General features: G+C 70.0%; 17 protein-coding genes. 9 read left to right on the top strand and 8 right to left on the bottom strand.

Features of this window, described 5'->3' with window-relative positions; all coding sequences use genetic code 11:
- Positions 1–138: 138 nt before the first annotated feature.
- From ACIBK0_RS10435 to ACIBK0_RS10420, 4 genes are all read left to right on the top strand, one after another.
- Entirely contained in the window at positions 139–474 is a 336-nt protein-coding gene (locus ACIBK0_RS10435; RefSeq protein WP_003957010.1) for an RNA polymerase-binding protein RbpA, read from the top strand.
- Between the two features lie 153 nt (positions 475–627).
- On the top strand, positions 628–1,908 hold the full coding sequence (locus tag ACIBK0_RS10430) for an MFS transporter (RefSeq protein ID WP_399077749.1): 1,281 nt from the start codon (positions 628–630) through the stop codon (positions 1,906–1,908).
- Positions 1,909–1,976: 68 nt separating this feature from the next.
- Positions 1,977–3,629: a glucose-6-phosphate isomerase gene (gene pgi, locus ACIBK0_RS10425; protein ID WP_399077747.1), complete on the top strand. Its 1,653-nt coding sequence runs from the start codon at positions 1,977–1,979 to the stop codon at positions 3,627–3,629.
- 117 nt (positions 3,630–3,746) lie between these two features.
- Positions 3,747–4,715: a hypothetical protein gene (locus ACIBK0_RS10420; protein ID WP_399077745.1), complete on the top strand. Its 969-nt coding sequence runs from the start codon at positions 3,747–3,749 to the stop codon at positions 4,713–4,715.
- A gap of 6 nt (positions 4,716–4,721) precedes the next feature.
- Here the strand turns inward: ACIBK0_RS10420 and ACIBK0_RS10415 are convergent, their stop codons facing one another.
- The 3 genes from ACIBK0_RS10415 to ACIBK0_RS10405 all read right to left on the bottom strand — a co-directional run bounded on the left by ACIBK0_RS10415 (position 4,722) and on the right by ACIBK0_RS10405 (position 8,602).
- Complete coding sequence (locus ACIBK0_RS10415) at positions 4,722–7,013, bottom strand: ABC transporter permease (protein ID WP_399077743.1); 2,292 nt, start codon at positions 7,011–7,013, stop codon at positions 4,722–4,724.
- A 306-nt stretch (positions 7,014–7,319) separates the two neighbouring features.
- On the bottom strand, positions 7,320–8,090 hold the full coding sequence (locus tag ACIBK0_RS10410) for an ABC transporter ATP-binding protein (protein ID WP_399077741.1): 771 nt from the start codon (positions 8,088–8,090) through the stop codon (positions 7,320–7,322).
- Positions 8,087–8,602 carry a PadR family transcriptional regulator gene (locus tag ACIBK0_RS10405; RefSeq protein WP_399077739.1) on the bottom strand — a complete coding sequence of 172 codons (516 nt, stop codon included), beginning with the start codon at positions 8,600–8,602 and terminating at the stop codon, positions 8,087–8,089. Before ACIBK0_RS10405 ends, ACIBK0_RS10410 begins: the two co-directional genes overlap by 4 nt.
- Before the next feature lie 155 nt (positions 8,603–8,757).
- Here ACIBK0_RS10405 and ACIBK0_RS10400 point away from each other — a divergent pair, with 155 nt between their 5' ends.
- The 5 genes from ACIBK0_RS10400 (at position 8,758) to ACIBK0_RS10380 (ending at position 15,490) form a co-directional block, all read left to right on the top strand.
- Positions 8,758–10,032, top strand: a complete 1,275-nt coding sequence (locus ACIBK0_RS10400; RefSeq protein WP_399077737.1) for an ABC transporter substrate-binding protein — start codon at positions 8,758–8,760, stop codon at positions 10,030–10,032.
- Between the two features lie 161 nt (positions 10,033–10,193).
- Positions 10,194–11,867: a glycoside hydrolase family 13 protein gene (locus ACIBK0_RS10395; protein WP_399077735.1), complete on the top strand. Its 1,674-nt coding sequence runs from the start codon at positions 10,194–10,196 to the stop codon at positions 11,865–11,867.
- A 97-nt stretch (positions 11,868–11,964) separates the two neighbouring features.
- The gene (locus tag ACIBK0_RS10390; RefSeq protein WP_189187565.1) at positions 11,965–13,290 is read left to right on the top strand and encodes an ABC transporter substrate-binding protein; all 1,326 of its coding nucleotides are present in this window, start codon (positions 11,965–11,967) and stop codon (positions 13,288–13,290) included.
- A 5-nt stretch (positions 13,291–13,295) separates the two neighbouring features.
- Positions 13,296–14,654 carry an ABC transporter permease subunit gene (locus tag ACIBK0_RS10385; RefSeq protein WP_399077733.1) on the top strand — a complete coding sequence of 453 codons (1,359 nt, stop codon included), beginning with the start codon at positions 13,296–13,298 and terminating at the stop codon, positions 14,652–14,654.
- The gene (locus ACIBK0_RS10380; RefSeq protein ID WP_399077731.1) at positions 14,651–15,490 is read left to right on the top strand and encodes a carbohydrate ABC transporter permease; all 840 of its coding nucleotides are present in this window, start codon (positions 14,651–14,653) and stop codon (positions 15,488–15,490) included. Before ACIBK0_RS10385 ends, ACIBK0_RS10380 begins: the two co-directional genes overlap by 4 nt.
- Before the next feature lie 176 nt (positions 15,491–15,666).
- On the opposite strand, the gene pgl is transcribed toward ACIBK0_RS10380, so the two are convergent.
- Genes pgl through tkt form a run of 5 tightly spaced genes read right to left on the bottom strand, consistent with a single transcriptional unit; the run spans position 15,667 to position 22,248 of the window.
- Positions 15,667–16,449, bottom strand: a complete 783-nt coding sequence (pgl, locus tag ACIBK0_RS10375; RefSeq protein ID WP_399077729.1) for a 6-phosphogluconolactonase — start codon at positions 16,447–16,449, stop codon at positions 15,667–15,669.
- Positions 16,446–17,483 carry a glucose-6-phosphate dehydrogenase assembly protein OpcA gene (gene opcA, locus ACIBK0_RS10370; protein ID WP_399077727.1) on the bottom strand — a complete coding sequence of 346 codons (1,038 nt, stop codon included), beginning with the start codon at positions 17,481–17,483 and terminating at the stop codon, positions 16,446–16,448. Before opcA ends, pgl begins: the two co-directional genes overlap by 4 nt.
- Entirely contained in the window at positions 17,480–19,003 is a 1,524-nt protein-coding gene (gene zwf, locus ACIBK0_RS10365) for a glucose-6-phosphate dehydrogenase (protein WP_399077725.1), read from the bottom strand. Before zwf ends, opcA begins: the two co-directional genes overlap by 4 nt.
- Positions 19,004–19,007: 4 nt before the next feature.
- Complete coding sequence (gene tal / locus ACIBK0_RS10360) at positions 19,008–20,126, bottom strand: transaldolase (protein ID WP_399077723.1); 1,119 nt, start codon at positions 20,124–20,126, stop codon at positions 19,008–19,010.
- A 34-nt stretch (positions 20,127–20,160) separates the two neighbouring features.
- Positions 20,161–22,248: a transketolase gene (gene tkt / locus ACIBK0_RS10355; protein ID WP_399077721.1), complete on the bottom strand. Its 2,088-nt coding sequence runs from the start codon at positions 22,246–22,248 to the stop codon at positions 20,161–20,163.
- Positions 22,249–22,457: the final 209 nt, after the last annotated feature.

Raw genomic sequence — 22,457 nt, 5'->3', positions numbered from 1 at the left:
ATCATGGGGCTTGCGTCTAGAGGCGGGGGTGTAACTCCAATCACTGGACGCGCGTTGGGCCTTACGTAGACTGAGGCGCTCGCAGCGAAGCGTCACGCCGACTCGCTTCGCGGCACCATCACGCAGGGAGTTACGACCGTGGCAAGTGGCAACGCGATCCGAGGAAGCCGGGTCGGGGCGGGGCCGATGGGCGAGGCCGAGCGCGGCGAGTCCGCACCCCGGCTGCGCATCTCCTTCTGGTGCTCCAACGGGCACGAGACGCAGCCCAGCTTCGCCAGCGACGCGCAGGTTCCCGACACCTGGGACTGCCCGCGCTGCGGCTTCCCCGCCGGACAGGACCGGGACAACCCGCCGGACCCGCCGCGCACCGAGCCGTACAAGACGCACCTCGCGTATGTACGGGAGCGACGCAGCGACGCGGACGGCGAGGCGATCCTCGCCGAGGCGCTCGCCAAACTGCGGGGCGAGATCTAGAAGTTGAGAACCGGCCGGGCGCCTGCGGGCGCCTGGCCGGAGCCGTTTCGTACGGCTCTCGCGGCGTGCGGCCGTCCGTGGCCGGATCCGCCGAGGCCGATTGTCAGTGGTGCCCTCTACGGTTCTTGAAGTGGCGGAACCGGAGGGGGCGTTGTGACGACGACGGACGCGGCGGGCTTACGGGCGCCCGTGTGGCGCGGGGGATTCGGGCGGTTGTGGACCGCGGCCGTGGTGTCGCGGTTCGGGGACGCCCTGCGCACCGCCGCGCTGCCGCTGCTCGCCGTGCGGCTCAGCGACGATCCGCTCGTCATCGCCTCCGTGACGGCCTGTGGCTATCTTCCGTGGCTCCTTTTCGGGCTGCTGGGCGGGGCGATCGCCGATCGAATGGACCAGCGCCGGGCGATGTGGGCCGTGGACACCGTGCGCGGCTCCCTGGTGGCCTGCTTCGCGCTGGCCGTCGGGCTCGGACACGCGTCGGTCGTCCTGCTGGTCGCCCTCGCCTTCACCCTGACCACCCTCCAGACGCTCTTCGACAACGCTTCGACGGCCCTGCTGCCGTCCCTCGTGTCCCGCGAGGCCCTGGGCAGCGCGAATGCCCGGCTGATGACCGGGCAGCAGCTCGCCGGAGGCCTGCTCGCGGGCCCCTTCGTGCCGCTGCTGCTGATTGTGGGGGCCGCCATGCCGTTCACGGCGGACGCGGCCACCTATCTGCTCGCTGCCGCGCTCGTGGCCTCCCTGCGGATACGGGCGCCAGAGCGGGAGCCGCGTCCGGCCGGGAGCACGTTGCGCGCCGAGATCGGCGAGGGGCTGCGCGCCCTGTGGCGCGACCGGGTGCTGCGGGCGGCGTGTGCGGCCACCCTGCTGTGCAACATCGGCATGGGCGCGCTGATCGCCACGCTGGTGCTGCACGTGACGCGCTGGCTGCACACGGGGAACGCGGGATACGCGGCCGCCATGACGGCGTACGCGGCGGGCAGCTTCTCCGGCGGCTTCGTCGCCCAGCGTGTCGCCCACCGGATCGGGCGGGTCCGCAGTCTGCTCCTGGCGGGGTGCGTCCAGACGTCGTCCCTGGTGCTCATGGGCACCGTCCGTCACCTGGGCGCACTCCTCGTGGGCATGACGCTGCTGGGTGTGATGAACATGGTGTGGAACGTCAACCAGGTCACACTGATGCAGCAGCGCAGCCCGGAATCCATGGTGGGCCGCATCAGCTCCGCGTTCCGCACGGCCTCGACATCCGGGGCCCCGCTCGGCGCCCTGCTGGGTGGTGCCGTGGCGGGGGTGTACGGGCTGAACGGTCCGGCACTGTTCGCGGCCGTACTCTTCGCCCTCGCCCTCGCCCTCGCCGTCACCTCGCTGATACCTGCGCTCAAGCCGGACGTATCTGTTGTTGAGCCGGACGACGGCGCTACGACAGCTCACGTCAAGCCCTGATCAATTAGGTTGGGACCGGCAGCGGGGCAAGGTACGCAGCACACGCAGGAAAGAGGCGGAAGTCCGAGATGAACGCAGAAAGCCGTACCAGGCTCAACCAGACGCCCGAGTGGACCGCTCTGGCCAAGCACCGCGAGGAGTTCGCGGACACCCATCTGCGGGACCTGTTCGCGACCGATCCCGGGCGCGGCTCGGGGTACACGCTCCAGGTCGGCGATCTGCACGTCGACTACTCCAAGCACCTGGTCACCGACGAGACCCTGCGGCTGCTGCGTGACCTGGCCGCGGCGACCGACGTGTTCGGGCTGCGGGACGCCATGTTCCGCGGTGAGAAGATCAATGTCACCGAGGACCGCGCGGTACTGCACACCGCGCTGCGCGCCCCGCGCGACGCGGTCATCGAGGTCGACGGCGAGAACGTCGTCCCCGCGGTGCACGCGGTGCTGGACAAGATGGCCGACTTCGCCGGCCGCGTCCGTTCGGGTGCATGGACCGGACACACCGGCAAGCGCATCAAGAACGTGGTGAACATCGGCATCGGCGGCTCCGACCTCGGTCCCGCGATGGCGTACGAGGTGCTGCGCTCCTTCACCGACCGCGATCTGACGGTCCGCTTCGTATCGAACGTGGACGGCGCCGACCTGCACGAGGCGGTGCGGGACCTGGACGCGGCCGAGACGCTGTTCATCATCGCGTCGAAGACGTTCACCACCATCGAGACGATCACCAATGCGACCTCCGCGCGCAACTGGCTGCTGACCGAGCTGAAGGCCGGTCAGGAGGCCGTCGCCAAGCACTTCGTGGCGCTGTCGACCAACGCCGAGAAGGTGTCGGACTTCGGCATCGACACGGCCAACATGTTCGAGTTCTGGGACTGGGTCGGCGGGCGCTACTCGTACGACTCGGCGATCGGTCTGTCGCTGATGATCGCCATCGGTCCGGACCGCTTCCGGGAGATGCTCGACGGGTTCCATCTGGTCGACGAGCACTTCCGCACCGCCCCCGCCGAATCCAACGTGCCGCTGCTGCTCGGCCTGTTGGGCATCTGGTACGGAAACTTCCACGACGCCCAGTCGCACGCCGTACTGCCGTACTCGCACTACCTGTCCAAGTTCACCGCCTACCTGCAGCAGCTGGACATGGAGTCCAACGGCAAGTCGGTGGACCGCGACGGGCGCCAGGTGGAGTGGCAGACCGGGCCGGTCGTGTGGGGCACGCCGGGCACCAATGGGCAGCACGCGTACTACCAACTCATCCACCAGGGCACGAAGTTGATCCCGGCCGACTTCATCGGATTCGCTGAGCCGGTCGCCGATCTGCTGCCGGGTCTGGTCACCCAGCACGACCTGCTGATGGCGAACTTCTTCGCGCAGACCCAGGCGCTGGCCTTCGGCAAGACGCCGGACGAGGTGCGCGCCGAGGGCGTGGCCGAGGAGCTGGTGCCGCACAAGACGTTCAAGGGCAACCACCCGACGACGACCATCCTCGCGCGTGAGCTGACCCCGTCCGTCCTCGGCCAGTTGATCGCCCTCTACGAACACAAGGTGTTCGTCCAGGGCGCCGTCTGGAACATCGACTCCTTCGACCAGTGGGGCGTCGAGCTCGGCAAGGTCCTCGCCAAGCGCGTCGAGCCGGCGCTGACGGAGGGCGCGGAGGTGCCCGGGCTGGACGAGTCCACCAAGGCGCTGGTCGCCAAGTACCGGGAGCTGCGCGGCCGGTAGGCCGGCCGGGGTGTGGGAAGCGGGCGGCGGGAGTCCGTCCGCTTCCCGTAGACTCCCCGACGGTCACGCAGCGGCGACTCGGGGGAGTGGAAGTTGGCCGGTACGCGCGGAAACTGGATGAGTGACAGGCTGACGCTGCGTTCGATCCTGCAGCCGAAACAGGTGGCGCAGGCGTTGTATCACCCGGCGTGGATCCCGGCATCGGTCGATCCGTCCGTGGATCGGCTCAAGAAGGCGCGCATCATTGCCGGAGCGGTCGCGGCCTTCGGCGTGTACACCTTCGTGCAGCACAAGTTCGACTTCGAGGAAGCGCTGGAGAACATGCTGACGGCGTGCGCCGTCGTGCTGCTCATCACTCCACTGACGGTCGCCGTGATGCTCTTCGTGTGGCGGCGCACCGGGACAGTCCGCCAGCTGCGGGTGCCCCTCCTCAATTCGCTCAAGCTGCTGCTGTTCTTCATCGGCTCGGCCGTCGGGACGGTGTCCCTTTTGCTGTGGTCGACCTCGCTCCCGGCCGCCGGGATTGTGGTGCTCGGTATGATCGCGCTCTGGCTGTTGGGCATGGTTACTTACGGCGCGGTGCAGGTGTCCGGGAACTTCTTCGGTACGGCCGCCGTCCACCGGTGCCTGCCGCCGCTGCTCGCCACGGTGACGACATGGCTCATGGCGCTCCCGGATCTGCTCACGGGCGACCTGCACGGGCTCAGCTTCAAGTTGGGCATCGTCTTCATCCTGGGCGCGCCGGTGACGGTCACGGCCATAGCGGCTCTGGAGATGAACCGGCTCCGCCGCCGCTACGGGATCCGGCTGGGCGCCCATCCCGCGACACTGCCGGTGACGCGCCCCGCGCAACCGCCGGCGTACCCACCGCCCACCGGGTTCGTGCCACCCCAGGGGAATCCGTATCCGACCGGGAACCCGTACGCCGCCTACCCGCCACAGGGACATCCGTACCCGCCACAGGGACATCCGTACCCGCCACAGGGACATCCGTACGCCCCGAACCCGCAGGGCAACCCCTATGGGCCGGGGACGCCGCAGAACCCGCCCCCGTACCCCTACGGCCAAGGACCGTACGGGTCCTGACCGGGCTCAGGCCACCGCGCTCAGGGTGTCCGCCAGTCGCCGTCGGGCCGCGCGCGCCGCGGGCAGGGCGGCGAGTCCGGCGGCGCCCAGCACAGCGGCCGAGCCGAACAGCAGAAGAAGCGCGGGGGAGGGCCCCTGGGCGAGGCCGGCGCCGATGCCGCTCGACCTGCCCTGGGCGTCGATCAGCCAGTGCGCGAGGGGCACCCCCAGCGCCGTCCCGACGACGACCGCTGCCAGGGCCGTGCACCCTGTCGCCGTCACGGTGACCGCGGTGATCTGCCGCGGAGTCAGCCCGATGGCCTTCAGCGCCAGCAGATCCCGCTCGCCCTCGCGCACGGTGCCGCCGATCGCGGTGAGCAGTTCGATGAGCCCGATCAGGGCCAGCACGGCGATCAGCCCGACGACGACCCCGCGCAGCGGCGAGAGCCCGTCTGCCGGGTTGGTCACGGTGTGCACGTCGAAGCGTCCGTGCGCGGCCGTGGCCAGCTCGGTGGCCACCTTGTGCGGGTTGGCGCCGGGACGCAGCTGGAGCTGGTAGAGGGTCGGCCGGAGGTCGGGGTCGTTCTCGCGGAGGGTGTCGAGCGAGGTCGAGATGACCCGGCCGCCGTTCTCCGGCTCGATGCTGCGGCCCACGATGTGCAGGATCTGCGGCTGAGCGCCCACCGTGATCCGCACCCAGTCGCCGACGCGCACGTCCAGCAGATCGAGCAGTCCCTGACCGGCCACCGCCTCGTCGGGTCCGCGCGCGGGGCGACCCTCGGCCAGCGAGAAGGGGTAGGGATCCTGGTGGGTGCCGAGGCCGCGCAGCGCGATCGTGCCCGTCTGGCCGGGGACGAGCGCGGCCACCTCCACGCCCGGGTGGACGGCGGTGACCTGCGGGTTCTGGGCCAGCAGGGCCCGTACGCCGGGATCGCTCAGGCTCTCGTCCGCCCGCACCGTGAGCGCGGCCGCCAGACCGATCTGCTCGGGCCTGCTGTGGAAGCGGTCGATGGTGGTCCACGCGCTCATGGCCACCACGATGAGCAGCAGCGGCAGGGTGAGGCGGGCGACGGTGGCCAGCGAGCGCGGCCGTCGCGTGAACGCCTTGTGCCAGCCCAGGACCAGCGCGGACGGCAGCCGCAGCCCGAGCGCCCCGCGCGCCAGGCCCGACAGCCTTCCGCCGATCGGCGCGGCGGCCCGCAGCACCGGCACCGGCGGCACCCGTCCGGCGCGCCACGCGGCGAGTCCGGTCGTCGCGGCAATGAACAGCACCGCGGCCACGGGTATCGCGACGAGGGCCGCCGTGTGCCCCGGCAGCCCTTGCCATACGCCGACCGCGTCGCCGAGACGTCCCGGAATCCGGCTGCCCAGCGTCTCGCAGAGCGCGGCGGCGAGCACGGCGCCCAGCAGCGCGAACGCCACGTGCTGGAGCAGGAAGATGCGCACCACCTGGCCGGGGGTGAAACCGATCGCCTTCAGCACCGAGATGTCCCGCAGATGGCCGCGGATCCGGGTGCTGATCGCGCCGTGCACGGCGAGCGCCGCGGCGAGCAGCGCGCCGAGGCCGAACAGGCCCAGCACCTGCCCCAGCAGCCGGTCGTCGCCCTGTGCCTCGGCCCGTGCCTGCTGCCAGGGGGAGACCTCGGTGACCGCTCCGGCGCCGAGGAGGGTGACGGCCCGCTGGACGGCGTAGTCGGTGTCGTCGGGATTGGTCAGCCGCAGCCCGATCACCTGGCCGGCGCGCCCGGCGGTGCGCTGCACGGCGGACGGGAGCGCCCATACGAGGCCCGAGTGCTCGCCGGGGCTGTAGTGCGGCTCGGCGCTGTCGGCGACGCCCAGGACGGTCAGGGTCCGTGCGGTGCCGGGCACGGTGAGGGTGTCGCCCGGCTCGGCCCACAGCGCCTGGGCGAGGCTGCTGTCCAGGACCACGCCGTCCGGCGACGCGGGGTCGAGCCAGCGGCCGGAGGTCAGCAGCGGGCGACCCATCGAGGGGGGTTCGACGGCGCCGCGCAGTTCGACGGAGGCGCGGGTGCCGCGCGACTCGACGGTGGCGGCGGTTGTGGGGTACGGGCCCGCTACGGACTCGACTCCGTCCAGGTCGGCGAGCCTCGGTGCGTCGGCCGACGGGCCGGTGTGGATCCACACGTGCGCACCGTGCGACTGGGTGAAGACGCGCTGCCAGGGGTTGGTCGCGTACCCGAAGAGCGCCGTGGCCAACAGCAGCGAGGCGACGATCCCGGCGGTGGCCAGCACGATGAACAGCGCCTCGCCGCGATGCGTCCGCAGATCGGCGTGCGCCCAGCGCAGAGTGGCTCGCATCCCGGTTCAGCCTCTCGGCTCGCGCACGAGGCAACGGTTCATCGGTAGGGGGCCGCATACCTCGCGTACGAGGGAAGAGCGCCTGGGGAGGGGCTCACGTACGAGAGAAGGACGCATGCGCAGGGGCTGATGTGCGAGGGAAGAGCGCATGGGCAGGGGCTGGCGTACGAGGGAAGAGCGCATGGGCAGGGGCTGGCGCACGAGGGAAGAGCGCATCGGCAGGTGCTCGCGTACGAGGGCCCAGGTCCCGGCGAGAGGCTTGGACAGGGGGGAGCAGGTCTTCGACACAGGCTTGCGCACGGCGGCTCAGTCCTTCAGTTCCAGCACGCCGGATATCCCCACGCCCCGCGATGGTGTCCCGTCGAGCGCCGCGTCGTCGGCGATGCGGCCGTCGAAGAAGCTGATCACCCGGTCCGCGGCGCTCGCGAGCCGTGCGTCATGCGTGACCAGCAGGATGGTCTGGCCGCGCTGGTGGAAGCGGGACAGCAGCCGGGTCACCTCGCGGGTGCCCTTGCTGTCGAGGCTGCCCGCGGGTTCGTCGGCGAGCAGCAGCGGCGGATGGTTGACCAGGGCCCGCGCGAGTGCGACGCGCTGCTGCTCGCCGCCGGACAGTTCGCCCGGCATGCTGCGCTCCTTGCCCTCCAGACCCAGCTCGGCGAGGAGCTCCTCGCGCTCGGCGCGCGCCTGCTTGGGGGAGACCCCGGCGAGCAGGGCTGGCAGTTCGACGTTGTCGGCGACCGACAGGTTCGACACCAGGTTGAAGAACTGGAAGACGATGCCGATGCGACGTCGGCGCTCGACCGCCCAGCGCGCCTCGCTGTACGCGTCCGTGCACTCGCCGTCCAGCCAGACGCTGCCGGAATCCGGTCGCTCGAGCCCGCCGAGCAGATGCAGCAGGGTCGACTTCCCGGCACCGGACGGGCCAGTGACGGCCACGAACTCGCCCTTTTGCACGGCGAGGTCCACGCCGCGTACGGCATGCGCGGGCGCACCCTCGCCGTAGTGGGTCTTGACCAGGCCCTCGGCGCGCAGCACGGGGGCGTCCTCGGCGCGTGGCGAAGGAGGGGTGCGGCTCATTCCAGCTCCTCCAACTCCTCCTGGCAGCGCTCCAGCCAGTCGAGATCGGCCTGCAGATGCAGCATGGCGCCCTCGATGAGCAGCTGGGAGACGCGGTTGTCCCGGTCCTCGGCCGCGGCGAGCTTCGACAGATCGCGCATGGTGTTCAGATACTGGCGCCGCTGCTTGTTGATGAGGGCGATCTGATCGGCGAGACCGGTCTGCGGTGCGAGCGCGAGCTTCATGAAGAACTCGTCCCGTACGCGCGGCTCGTCCGCCGTCTCCTCGTACCAGGCGCGCAGCGCCTCACGCCCGGCGTCGGTGAGGTGATAGATCTTCTTGTTGGGTCGGCTCGACTGCTCGACTTCCTCGCCCGCGATCAGTCCCGACTTCTCGAGGCGGCTGAGCGTCACATAGATCTGGCCGACGTTCGGCTGAGGGTACGCGGCACCCAGCAGTTGCTCAAGGTCCTGCTTGAGCTCGTAGCCATGGGCGGGTCTGCGCGCCAGCAGGGCCAGGAGGGACAGCCGCACTCGTGCTCTCCTCCCCGCATCCTTGTCATGTGCCGCAGGCCCACGTGCCCGAGGCCAATGTGCCGCAGGCCCTAGTATCGCCCATACCTAACAGGTATACATGGGCCTCTGACTCCGGGCGAAGGTGCTCGGTGCCGGTGTACAGGGAGGAACCTATGCGGTGGATACGCGCCGCCGGTAGGGGCCTCCTGGTCGCGGCGGTGGTCCTGTCCGGTTACGTCGCCTCGGGCGCGCGCGAGGACGGAGCGCACGGCGACGGCCGCGGACCGCTCACCCTCGCCACCGCCGGTGACCTCACCAACTACCTGGGTCCGCTGCTCGACGGCTGGAACCGCACCCACCCCGGCGAGAAGGTCACCCTCGTCGAACTGCCGGACTCCGCGGACGAGACCCACGCGCAGATGACGACCGACCTGCGCGGCGGTGACCGGAGCCGCTTCGACGTCCTCAACATCGACGTCGCCTGGACTTCGGAGTTCGCCGCCGCGGGCTGGATCTCCCCCCTGCCGCGCGCCCGTTTCCCGCTCGGCAGCTTCCTGCAGCCCGTGGTGGACACGGCGAAGTACAACGGAAGGCTGTACGCCGTCCCGTACGTCACCAACGCCGGCCTCCTCCTTTACCGCAAGGACATCCTGGCCAAGGAGGGTGTGGCGCCCCCGCGCACCTGGGCCGAGCTGGAGAAACAGGCGAAGACCATCGCGCCGAAGTACGGACTCGACGGCTACGCGGGCCAGTTCCTGCCCTACGAGGGACTCACCGTGAACGCCGCCGAGGCGGTCTACTCGGCGGGCGGCACGATCCTCGGCGACGAGGGCGAGCGCGTCACGGTCGACTCCGCGGCGGCCCGCGAGGGCATCGGCTTCCTCGCGGACGGCGTGCGCGACGGCTGGATCCCGAAGAAGGCGTTGACGTACAAGGAACAGGAGTCCAAACAGGCCTTCCAGGACGGCCATCTCCTCTTCCTGCGCAACTGGCCGTACGCCTACGTCAGCGCCTCCGCCAAGGGCTCGGAGGTCGCCGGGAAGGTTGGCGCGGTGCCGCTGCCCGGACCCGACGGGCCCGGGACGAGCGTGCTCGGCGGCTCCAATCTCGCGGTCAACGCGCATGCCCGGCACCCCGACTCCGCCGCGCGCCTGATCGCGTACCTCACCAGTGAGCGGGTGCAGCGGCAGGTCCTCACGCGTGGAGCGCTGCCGCCCGTACGGGCCGACCTCTACCAGGACCCGGCGCTGATCCGGGAGTTCCCGTATCTCCCGACGCTGCGCGCGAGCGTCGTCGCGGCGGCGCCGCGCCCCAAGAGTCCTCGGTACGACCAGGTCAGCCTGGCCGTGCAGGCCGTCGTGTACGACGCGCTGACCGGGCACCAGACGCCCGAGGCGGCGGTGCGCCGGCTGGCCCGCGAGCTGGCGGACATCTCACGTCGGGGCTGAGCCCTCTTTCGCCGCACTCGACGGCTCCTAGTTACATGTTAGGTAACGCGCCCGTCTCAACTTCGGCCTTCGCGGGTAGAAAAGTCCGCATATAAAGACCCAACTTCCAGATGGGTAAAGCCCACTCGTTGACACCCCTGCGACACGCCTACTTAACATGCATGCATAACCGGAGGCACGCACAGACAGGTCAACGGGTGAAGCTCAACACGCACCGCTGGTGGCGCGACGCAGTGATCTACCAGGTGTACGTCCGGAGTTTTCTGGACAGCACCGGGGACGGCATCGGCGATCTCGCCGGAGTCCGGGCCGGACTGCCGTATCTGAAGAAGCTCGGGGTCGACGGCATCTGGCTGAGCCCCTTCTACCCCTCGCCGCAGCACGACCACGGCTACGACGTTGCCGACTACTGCGACGTGGACCCGCTGTTCGGCGACCTCGCCGAGTTCGACCTGCTGATGACGGACGCCCGGCGCCTCGGCGTCAAGGTGCTCCTGGACATCGTCCCCAACCACTGCTCCAGCGAGCACCCGTGGTTCCAGGAGGCACTGGTCTCGGCGCCGGGCAGCGCGGCCCGCGGCCGTTTCCACTTCGCCGACGGCCGGGGCCCGGACGGGGCCGAGCCGCCCAACAACTGGCACGCCATGTTCGGTGGCCCCGCCTGGAGCCGGGTCACCGAGCAGGACGGCACGCCCGGCCAGTGGTACCTGCACATGTTCACGCCCGAGCAGCCCGACCTGAACTGGCGCAATCCCGAGGTCGGCACCCACTTCGAGCACGCGCTGCGCTTCTGGCTCGACCGGGGAGTCGACGGCTTCCGCATCGACGTGGCCGCCGGGCTCTACAAGCACCCCGACCTGCCGGACTCGCCCGACCCGGAGGCCGATGCCCGCACCCGCGACTCGGTCAACCCGCTCGCCTGGAACCAGCCCGAGGTGCACGACGTCTGGCGCCATTGGCGGTCGGTGTGCGAGGAGTACACCGGCCGGGACGGCAGAGAGCGGCTGCTCGTCGGCGAGGTCTCCGTGCCGACCGCCCGCGAACACGCCCAGTACGTACGCCACGACGAGCTGCACCAGGCCTTCTTCTTCGACCTGCTCAGCGCGCCATGGAACGCCGACGCCTTTCGCAAGGTCATATCCGAGGCCATGCAGGACATCGCGGGCACCGGCTCGACGGTCACCTGGGTGCTCAACAACCACGACCAGGTCCGTACCGTCACACGGTACGGCGAGCTCGGCACCGAGGGCAGCGGCCTCGGCGCCGCCCGCGCCCGCGCCGCCGCGCTGCTGATGCTGGCGCTGCCCGGAGCCGCGTACATCTACCAGGGCGAGGAGCTCGGGCTGCCCGAGGTCGTCGACCTGCCCGACGACGTGCTCACCGACCCGATCTTCCGCCGGACCGGCAGCCGCGCCAGGATCCGCGACGGCTGCCGGGTGCCGCTGCCCTGGTCGGGACACGCCTCGCCGTTCGGCTTCACCTCGGGCGTCGAGAGCGCCAAGCCGTGGCTCCCGCAGCCCGCCTACTTCGCCGAGTACGCCACCGACCGCGCCCTCGCCGACACCCGGTCCTTCTGGCACCTCTACCGCGACGGACTCCAACTGCGCGCGGGACTGCCCCAGTTGGGCGAAGGCGTGCTGCGCTGGCTGGACACCCAGCCCGGCGTCCTCGGCTTCGTCCGCGGTGACGGCCTGGTCTGCGCCGTCAACTTCGGTACGGCGCCCACGCCCGCGCCGGTGTCCGGCACCCCGCTGCTGTCCAGCGGCCCCTGCGCGCCCGGCGTCCTGCCCGGCTCGACGGCCGCCTGGTGGATCAGCGACTGCACCAACCCCTGAGCCCCACGACCCACCGACGCGTGAGCCCCATCCCTCCTGATGGCCGATTGCCCGTCATTTACCCGTCAGTTTCCCCGCCCTCGAAGGGACATCAATGATGATGCGACGACGTACGACCCTGCTGGCGAGCTGCACCGCCCTCGCCCTCGCCCTCGGCGCCACCGCCTGTGGTGGCGGCCCCGTCTCCGCGGGCGGTGGCGGCAAGTCGCTCAGCGGCCAGACGATCACCGTGGCCGGTGTCTGGTCCGGCAGTGAGCAGAAGAACTTCCAGAAGGTCCTGGACGCCTTCACCGAGAAGACCGGCGCCAAGACCCAGTTCATGTCCACGGGCGACAATGTCTCCACCGTCGTCGGCAGCAAGATCGAGGGCGGCAACGCCCCCGACGTGGTGATGGTCCCGCAGGTCGGTGTGCTCCAGCAGTTCGCGAAGGAGGGCTGGCTCAAGCCGCTGTCCAAGACCACCGAGCAGTCCGTCGACAGCAACTACGCGAGCGTGTGGAAGAACTACGGCAGCGTCGACGGCACCCTGTACGGCCTGTACTTCAAGGCCGCCCACAAGTCGACCGTCTGGTACAGCCCCGACGCCCTCGACCAGGCGGGCGTCAAGCCGCCGACGACGTACGACGCGATGCTGAAGGCCGGACACACCGTCTCCGAATCGGGCCTCGCGGCCTTCTCCGTCGCGGGACAGGACGGCTGGACGCTCACCGACTGGTTCGAGAACATCTACCTCTCCCAGGCCGGACCCGAGAAGTACGACGCCCTGGCCGCCCACAAGATCAAGTGGACCGACCCGACCGTGGTCGAGGCCCTCACCACCCTCGGCAAGCTCTTCAAGGACAAGCAGCTGATAGCCGGCGGCCAGAAGGAGGCACTGAACACCGACTTCCCCGGCTCCGTCGAGAAGGTCTTCGGGCCCAAGCCCGAGGCCGGCATGGTCTACGAGGGCGACTTCGTGGCCGGGGTCGCCAAGGACCAGTTCGGCAAGAAGATCGGCGAGGACGCCAACTTCTTCCCCTTCCCCGCGGTCGGCGGCGGCAAGGCGCCCGTGGTCAGCGGCGGCGACGCGGCCGTCGTCCTCAAGGACGGCAAGAACCAGAAGGCCGCCATGCAGTTCCTGGAGTACCTGGCCACCCCCGAAGCATCGGCGGTGTGGGCCAAGGCGGGCGGATTCCTCTCCCCGAACAAGAAGCTCGACCTCTCCTCCTACGGCGACGACGTCACCCGCGAGACCGCCAAGTCCCTTGTCGCCGCCGGGGATTCGGTCCGCTTCGACATGTCCGACCAGGCCCCTGCCGCGTTCGGCGGCACCAAGGGCGCCGGTGAGTGGAAGCTCCTCCAGGACTTCCTGCGCGACCCGTCCGACCCGAAGGGGACCGCGGCCAAGCTCGAGAGCGCGGCGGCCAAGGCATACCAGGGCTGATCATCATGACCGCCACGCTCCTGAAAGAGGCGAGCCCGCCGCCGGCCACCATGGCCGACCGCCGGCGGCGGGCCCGGCGACGCGGCCGCGTCATCGCCCTCGCCTTCGTCTTCCCCGCCCTGCTCCTGCTCGGCGCGCTCGTCGTCTACCCGGTGCTGTTCTCGGTGGGCCGCAGTTTCTTCGACGCCTCCGGCACCCGGTTCGTGGGCGGCGACAACTACACCGAGATGTTCCGCGACCCCGCCACGCTCAAGGCCGTCCGCAACACGGCGATCTGGGTGGTCGTCGCACCGGCTCTGCTCACCGGGCTCGGCCTGATCCTCGCCGTTCTCGTCGAGAAGGTGCGCTGGGCAACGGCGTTCAAGCTGCTGCTGTTCATGCCCATGGCCGTCTCCTTCCTCGCCGCGGGCATCATCTTCCGGCTCGCCTACGACGAGGACCCGGACAAGGGCGTTCTGAACGCCGCCGTCGTCTCCGTGCACGACGCCTTCAAGGGGACCTCGTCGTACCCGACCGCCCGCGCCCGGGACGGCCAGGGCCTGACCAAGGGCGCCGACGGCTCGTACCGTACGACCGCTGCCACGACCCCCGGCCACACCGTCGACCTCGGCCTGGTCGGCGTACTCCCGAAGGACCTGCCGCAGGGCGCGCGGCCCGCCTATCCGGCCGCGGGCCAGAAGGCGGCCGCCGACGAGATACGCGGCGTCGCCTATCTGGACTTCACCCGCGGCGGGGGAGGGCAGCAGGGCAAGGTCGACCGGCAGGAGAGCGGGCTGCCGGAGATGAAGGTCGAGGCGGTGCGCGACGGGAAGACCGTCGCGAGCACCCCCACCGCGGACGACGGCTCCTTCCGCTTCCAGGGCCTCGGCTCGGGCTCGTACACCGTGCGGCTGCCCGCGTCGAACTTCGCTCCGCCGTACCAGGGCGTCTCCTGGCTGGGCCCCGCGCTCGTCACGCCCGCCATCATCGGCGCCTACCTGTGGATCTGGACCGGCTTCGCCATGGTCCTGATCGGCGCGGGGCTCGCCGCGCTGCCGCGCGACGCCCTGGAGGCGGCCCGGATCGACGGGGCGAACGAGTGGCAGATCTTCCGCCGGATCACCGTCCCGCTGCTCGGGCCCGTCCTCACCGTGGTCTTCGTGACGCTGGTCATCAACGTGATGAAGGTCTTCGACCTCGTGTACATCATCGCGCCGGGCCCGGTGCAGGAGGACGCCACTGTACTGGCCACCCAGATGTGGCTGGTGTCCTTCGGCGGCGGCAACAACCAGGGTCTGGGCAGCGCACTCGGGGTGCTGCTCCTGCTCCTGGTGATCCCCGCCATGGTCATCAACGTCCGCCGTTTCCGAGGGAGTCAACGATGAACGCGCTCAGGCGAGGGCTCGGCAACAGCCTGGTGCAGGCGTTTCTCGTCGTCGTGGGTCTGGTGTGGCTGACCCCGCTCGCGGGACTCTTCCTGTCCTCGCTGCGATCCGCCCAGGACACGGCGAAGGGGGGCTGGTGGACCGCGTTGAAGAGCCCCGGGCAGCTGTCTTTCGACAACTACTCGGCGCTGCTGGGCAATTCGGGGATGACACGGGCGTTCTGGAACACCGTGCTGATCTCCGTCCCGGCGACCTTCCTCGTCGTCGTGCTCGCCGCGCTCGCCGGATATGCCTTCGCATGGCTGGACTTCCCGGGGCGCGAACCGCTCTTCCTGCTGGTGGTCGCGTTGCTGGTGGTGCCGGTGCAGATCGGTCTGCTCCCGGTGGCCAAACTCTTCGGCCAGCTGGGCCTGTTCGGCACGATTCCGGGTGTCGTCCTCTTCCACGTGTCGTACGGGCTGCCGTTCGCGATCTTCCTGCTGCGCAACTACTTCGCGGAGATGCCTCGGGAGATGCTGGAGGCGGCGCGCATGGACGGCGGCACCGAGTGGCGTATCTTCACCCGGCTCGTGCTGCCGGTGGGGCGGCCGGCCATCGCGAGCCTCGCCATCTTCCAGTTCCTCTGGGTCTGGAACGACATGCTGGTCGCACTGCTCTTCGCCGACAGCTCCTCGCAGCCGCTGACGGTGGAACTCCAGTCGCAGATACGGCAGTTCGGAAGCAACATCGATGTGCTGGCGCCCGGCGCGTTTCTGTCCCTGGTGGTGCCGGTGGTCGTGTTCTTCGCCTTCCAGCGGCACTTTGTGCAAGGCGTGATGGCCGGGTCGGTGAAGTGACCCGGCCCATGCCGGCCTGTCGACTGCGGGTGGGTGGGGCTTGTCGCGCAGTTCTTCAGGGGCGCGGGGAAGGGCGCAATCTGTTGAGCGGGGGTCTGGGGGCGACAGCCCCCAGGTACGGGAACGGGTAGGGGTGGCGGGGGTGAAACAAACCCCGCCGCCCCTACCTGCCGGGCTCAGGCCGAAGCCGGCGGATACAGCGATCGCGGCAGCTGGGAGGCGGCTGCCGCGTCCAGGAGCCACAGGGTGCGGGAGCGGCCGTGGGCGCCCGCTGCCGGGGCCTGTACCTCGCCCGCGCCCGACAGGGCGATCGCCGCGGCCTGGGCCTTGTCCTCGCCCGCTGCCAGCAGCCACACCTCGCGGGCCGAGCGGATCGCGGGGAGGGTGAGGGAGATCCGGGTCGGCGGGGGCTTCGGTGCGCCGTGTACGCCGACCACCGTCCGCTCCGTCTCCCGTACCGCGGGGAGCTCCGGGAAGAGCGAGGCCACGTGGGTGTCGGGCCCGACGCCCAGCATCAGGACGTCGAAGGTCGGCACGGAACCGTGGTTCTCGGGCCCGGAGGCCTTCGTGAGCTCGGCGGCGTACGCCTCCGCCGCCGCGTCCACGTCGGCGCCGTAGGGACCGTCGGACACCGGCATCGAGTGCACCCGCGCGGGGTCCAGCGGCACCGAGTCGAGCAGCGCCGCACGGGCCTGCGTGTCGTTGCGGTCGGGGTCGCCCTCGGGCAGGAACCGCTCGTCGCCCCACCACAGGTCGAGGCGGCCCCAGTCGATGGCGTCCCGCGCGGGCGCGGCGGCCAGCGCGGCCAGCAGACCGTTGCCGTTGCGACCGCCGGTGAGCACGACCGAGGCGTAGCCGCGCGAGGCCTGCGCGTCCACGATCTTCGTGATCAGCCGGGCCGCGGCGGCCTGGGCCATCAGCTCCTTGTCGCGGTGGACGACGAGCTGCGGAGTGCTCACTTTGCGGCCGCCTTCTTCGCGGGAGCCTTCTTGGCCGCGGCCTTCTTGGCCGGAGCCTTGGCGGGGGCCTTCGTCGCGGTCGTCCCGGAGGCGGAGGTCTCCGTCTCCGACGGGTTCAGCCGGTCCACCCCGTAGCGCAGTGCCGACGCGTACGTGTCGTCCGGGTCGAGGCGGCGCAGCTCCTCCGCGATCAGCTCGGACGTCTCGCGGCGCTTGAGCGCCACCGCGCGGTCGGGCTGCCCCTGGATGGACAGGGTCGCCAGGGAGCCGTCGGCGCGGTCCAGGACGATCGGGCCGCAACTCGTGTCCAGCCGGACGGCGGTGAGGCCGGGACCGGAGGACACAGAGCGCTTGACGGGCACGTCGAGGCGGTCCGCGAGCCACATGGCGAGCAGTTCGCAGCTCGGGTTGAACTCCTCGCCCTCCACCTCGACCGCGTCCACCTCGCAGGTGACCTGGTCCAGGGCCGCCGCCAGCATCGAGCGCCAGGGCGTGATGCGGGTCCAGGAGAGGTCGGTGTCGCCCGGCGTGTAGGCGTCGGCGCGGGCGCTCAGCTCCCGTACCGGCGCTTCGGCCGCGTAGGTGTCGGTCACGCGGCGTTGGCCGAGCGCGCCGAGCGGGTCCTTGGCCGGGTCGAGCGGCGCGTTCACCGGCCACCAGACGACGACCGGCGCGTCCGGCAGCAGCAGCGGCAGGACGACCGACTGGGCGTGGTTGACGACCTCGCCGTACAGGCGCAGCACCACCGTCTCGCCGGTGCCGGCCTCCGCGCCGAGCCGCACCTCGGCGTCGAGGCGTGACTTCGTGCGGTCACGGGGCGAACGCGAGACGCGCTTGATGACCACGAGGGTGCGTGAGGGGTGCTCGCGCGAGGCCTCGTTGGCGGCCTTCAGGGCGTCGTAGGCGTTCTCCTCGTCGGTGACGATGACGAGGGTGAGCACCATGCCGACGGCGGGCGTGCCGATGGCGCGGCGGCCCTGTACGAGCGCCTTGTTGATCTTGCTGGCCGTGGTGTCCGTGAGATCGGTCTTCATGGGCGACGCCAGCTCCGTCCGTCTCGCTCGAGCATTTCGTCCGCCTCGACGGGGCCCCACGTGCCCGCGGGGTACTGCGCGGGCTTGCCGTGCTTGTCCCAGTACTCCTCGATCGGGTCGAGGATCTTCCAGGACAGCTCGACCTCCTCGGTGCGCGGGAAGAGGTTCGAGTCGCCCAGCAGGACGTCCAGGATCAGGCGCTCGTACGCCTCCGGGCTCGACTCGGTGAAGGACTCGCCGTACGCGAAGTCCATCGAGACGTCCCGGATCTCCATCGAGGTGCCGGGCACCTTGGAGCCGAAGCGGACCGTGACGCCCTCGTCGGGCTGGACGCGGAAGACGATCGCGTTCTGGCCCAGCTCCTCCGTCGCCGTGTGGTCGAAGGGGGAGTGCGGGGCGCGCTGGAAGACGACCGCGATCTCCGTGACACGGCGGCCGAGGCGCTTGCCGGTGCGCAGGTAGAAGGGGACGCCCGCCCAGCGGCGGTTGTCGATCTCCAGCTTGATGGCCGCGTAGGTGTCGGTCTTCGACTTGGCGTCGATGCCGTCTTCCTGGAGGTAGCCGACGACCTTCTCGCCACCCTGCCAGCCCGCCGCGTACTGCCCTCGGACGGTGTTCCTGCCCAGGTCCTTCGGCAGCTTGGCGGCGCCGAGCACCTTGGTCTTCTCGGCGGCGAGCGCGTCCGCGCCGAAGGAGGCGGGCTCCTCCATGGCCGTGAGGGCCATCAGCTGGAGCAGGTGGTTCTGGATGACGTCCCGGGCGGCGCCGATGCCGTCGTAGTAGCCGGCGCGGCCGCCGATGCCGATGTCCTCGGCCATCGTGATCTGCACGTGGTCGACGAAGGACCGGTTCCAGATCGGCTCGAACATCGTGTTGGCGAAGCGGAGCGCCAGAATGTTCTGGACGGTCTCCTTGCCCAGGTAGTGGTCGATGCGGAAGACCTGGTCGGGTGCGAAGACCTCGTGGACGACCGCGTTGAGCTCCTCGGCCGACTTGAGGTCGTGGCCGAAGGGCTTCTCGATGACCGCTCGGCGCCAGGAGCCGTTCGTCTGCTCGGCCAGGCGGTGCTTCTTCAGCTGCTTGATGACCACCGGGAAGGCGGACGGCGGCACGGAGAGGTAGAAGGCGAAGTTGCCGCCCGTGCCCTGTGCCTTGTCCAGTTCGTCGATGGTGGAGCGCAGCCGTTCGAAGGCGTCGTCGTCGTCGAAGGTGCCCTGCACGAAGCGCATCCCCTGGACGAGCTGCTGCCAGACCTCCTCGCGGAAGGGTGTCCGGGCGTGCTCCTTGACCGCGTCGTGGACCTCCTGGGCGAAGTCCTCGTTGGCCCACTCACGGCGTGCGAAGCCGACGAGCGAGAAGCCCGGCGGCAGCAGACCCCGGTTGGCGAGGTCGTACACGGCGGGCATCAGCTTTTTGCGTGACAAATCGCCCGTGACGCCGAAGATGACCAGGCCCGACGGCCCCGCGATACGCGGGAGCCGTCGGTCTGCGGGGTCACGCAGCGGGTTGCTGCTTGACAAGGTTTCAGCCCTCCGAGGGGGCGAGGCGTTCGAGCTCTGCCTCTGTGGACTTGAGCAGGTCGTTCCAGGAGGCCTCGAACTTGTCGACGCCCTCGTCCTCCAGGAGCTGGACCACGTCGTTGTACGAGATCCCGAGCTTCTCGACCGCGTCGATCTCGGCGCGGGACTGCTCGTACGTACCGGCGATGGTGTTGCCGGTGATCTGCCCGTGGTCCTCGGTGGCCTCAAGAGTGGCCTCCGGCATGGTGTTCACCGTGTTCGGCGCCACCAGCTCGTCGACGTACAGGGTGTCCTTGTACGCCTTGTCCTTGACGCCGGTCGAGGCCCACAGCGGACGCTGCTTGTTGGCCTGCGCCTTGTCGAGGGCGGCCCAGCGGTCGGAGGAGAAGACCTCCTCGTACGCCTGGTAGGCGAGCCGGGCGTTGGCGACCCCGGCCTTGCCGCGGGCGGCCTTGGCCTCGGGGGTGCCGAGCGCGTCGATCCGCTTGTCGATCTCGGTGTCCACGCGGGACACGAAGAAGGACGCCACGGAGTGGATCTTCGAGAGATCCAGGCCACGCTCCTTGGCCTTCTCCAGGCCGGAGATGTAGGCGTCCATGACCTCGCGGTAGCGCTCCAGCGAGAAGATCAGCGTGACGTTGACGCTGATGCCGAGGCCGATGGTCTCGGTGATCGCCGGGAGACCCGCCTTGGTGGCCGGGATCTTGATCAGGGTGTTGGGGCGGTCCACCAGCCAGGCCAACTGCTTGGCCTCGGCGATGGTCGCCTTGGTGTTGTGCGCCAGACGCGGGTCGACCTCGATCGACACGCGGCCGTCCTGGCCGCCGGTCGCGTCGAAGACCGGACGCAGGATGTCGGCGGCGTCACGGACGTCCGCCGTCGTGATCATGCGGATCGCTTCTTCGACGGTGACCTTGCGAGCGGCGAGGTCGGCGAGCTGCTGCTCGTAACCGTCACCGCTGCTGATCGCCTTCTGGAAGATCGACGGGTTGGTGGTGACGCCCACGACGTGCTGCTGGTCGATCAGTTCGGCGAGATTGCCGGACGTGATCCGCTTGCGCGACAGGTCGTCCAGCCAGATCGCGACGCCTTCTTCGGAGAGGCGCTTGAGTGCGTCTGTCATGAAAATTGCATCTCCTACGTGTCGTATATCAGCGTCAGCGCCGGGCTGCGGCGATCGATTCCCGGGCGGCATTGGCGACGTTCTCGGCAGTGAAACCGAATTCGCGGAAGAGCACCTTGCCGTCGGCCGAAGCACCGAAGTGCTCCAGCGAAACAATGCGCCCGGCGTCCCCGACGAATCGGTGCCAGGTCAGACCGATACCGGCCTCCACCGCGACCCGCGCCTTCACCGACGGCGGCAGGACGCTGTCCCGGTACCCCTGGTCCTGCTCCTCGAACCACTCCACGCACGGCATGGACACAACGCGCGTCGGGATGCCCGCGGCCTGCAGCTGCTCGCGCGCCTCGACGGCGACGTGCACCTCCGAGCCGGTACCGATGAGGATGACCTCGGGCTCGCCGCCCTCGGCCTCGAAGAGCACGTAGCCGCCCTTGGCGGCATCCTCGTTGAGCTCGTACGTCGGCACGCCCTGGCGGGTCAGCGCGAGGCCGTGCGGGGCGCCCTTGCCGAACACCTTCGTGTAGCGCTTGAGGACCTCGCGCCAGGCGACGGCGGTCTCGTTGGCGTCCGCGGGACGGACGACGTTGAGGCCGGGGATCGCGCGCAGCGAGGCGAGGTGCTCGACCGGCTGGTGCGTCGGACCGTCCTCGCCGAGGCCGATGGAGTCGTGCGTCCACACGTACGTCACCGGCAGGTGCATCAGCGCGGACAGGCGCACGGCGTTGCGCATGTAGTCGGAGAACACCAGGAAGGTGCCGCCGTAGATGCGGGTGTTGCCGTGCAGCGCGATGCCGTTCATCTCCGCGGCCATCGAGTGCTCGCGGATGCCGAAGTGAATCGTGCGGCCGTAGGGGTTGGCACCCGGCAGCGGATTGTCGGCCGGCAGGAACGAGGAGTTCTTGTCGATGGTCGTGTTGTTCGAGCCCGCCAGGTCGGCGGAGCCGCCCCACAGCTCGGGGATGACCGCGCCGAGCGCCTGGAGCACCTTGCCGGACGCGGCACGCGTGGCGACGCCCTTGCCCGCCTCGAAGACCGGGAGCTTCTCCTCCCAGCCGGCCGGCAGCTCGGTCGCGGCGATGCGGTCGTACTCGGCGGCGCGCTCCGGACGGGCGGTGCGCCACGCGGCGAAGCCCTTCTCCCACTCGGCCTTGGCCTCGCGGCCGCGGTCGAGGGCCTGGCGGGTGTGCGCGAGAACCTCGTCGGTGACCTCGAAGGACTTCTCCGGGTCGAAGCCGAGGACGCGCTTGGTGGCCGCGACCTCGTCGTCGCCGAGCGCCGAGCCGTGCGCGGCCTCGGTGTTCTGCGCGTTCGGGGCGGGCCAGGCGATGATCGAGCGCATCGCGATGAAGGACGGCTTGTCCGTCACCTTCTTCGCGGCCTCGATCGCGTTGTAGATGGCGTGCGGGTCCAGGTCGCCGTCCGGCTTCGGGGCGACGCGCTGCACATGCCAGCCGTACGCCTCGTACCGCTTGGCGGTGTCCTCGGAGACGGCCGTCTCGGTGTCGCCCTCGATCGAGATGTGGTTGTCGTCCCACAGCAGGACCAGGTTGCCGAGCTTCTGGTGCCCGGCCAGCGAGGACGCCTCCGCGGAGATGCCCTCCTGGAGGCAGCCGTCACCGGCGATGCAGTAGATGAAGTGGTCGAACGGAGACTCGCCCTGCGGGGCGTCCGGGTCGAACAGACCGCGCTCGTAGCGGGAGGCCATCGCCATGCCCACGGCGTTGGCGACACCCTGACCGAGCGGACCGGTCGTGGTCTCCACACCGGTGGTGTGCCCGTACTCAGGGTGACCCGGCGTCTTGGAGCCCCACGTACGGAAGGCCTTCAGATCGTCCAGCTCCAGGCCGAAGCCGGCCAGGTAGAGCTGGGTGTAGAGGGTCAGGGACGAGTGGCCCGCGGACAGCACGAAGCGGTCGCGTCCTACCCAGTCGGCGTCCGCCGGGTCGTGCCGCATCACCTTCTGGAAGAGGGTGTACGCGGCGGGCGCCAGGCTCATCGCCGTACCGGGATGGCCGTTGCCGACCTTCTGTACGGCATCGGCGGCCAGGACGCGGGCAGTGTCCACGGCCCGCTGGTCCAACTCGGTCCACTCGAGGTCTGTGGTGGTCGGCTTGGTGCTCACCCTGGGTCAGGGCTCCTCTCCACATGTCACGCATGTCGAATGCCGGTGCACTGGGCGCCCACCGGCGGTATCGAGCCTACCCCCGTAAGTACGTGCGTTTTTTCGACTCATTCCAGACTGCCGGGACTCTTCGGGATCCGCCTCCCGACTGGGCCGTTCCGTGTTCGGCAAGTGAATACGGAGCCGCTCGTAAGAGTGCTCAATCGAGT

This window comes from Streptomyces sp. NPDC050564, assembly GCF_044457265.1.
Taxonomy (GTDB): domain Bacteria; phylum Actinomycetota; class Actinomycetes; order Streptomycetales; family Streptomycetaceae; genus Streptomyces.
This window is presented reverse-complemented; position numbering and strand designations above follow the sequence as displayed.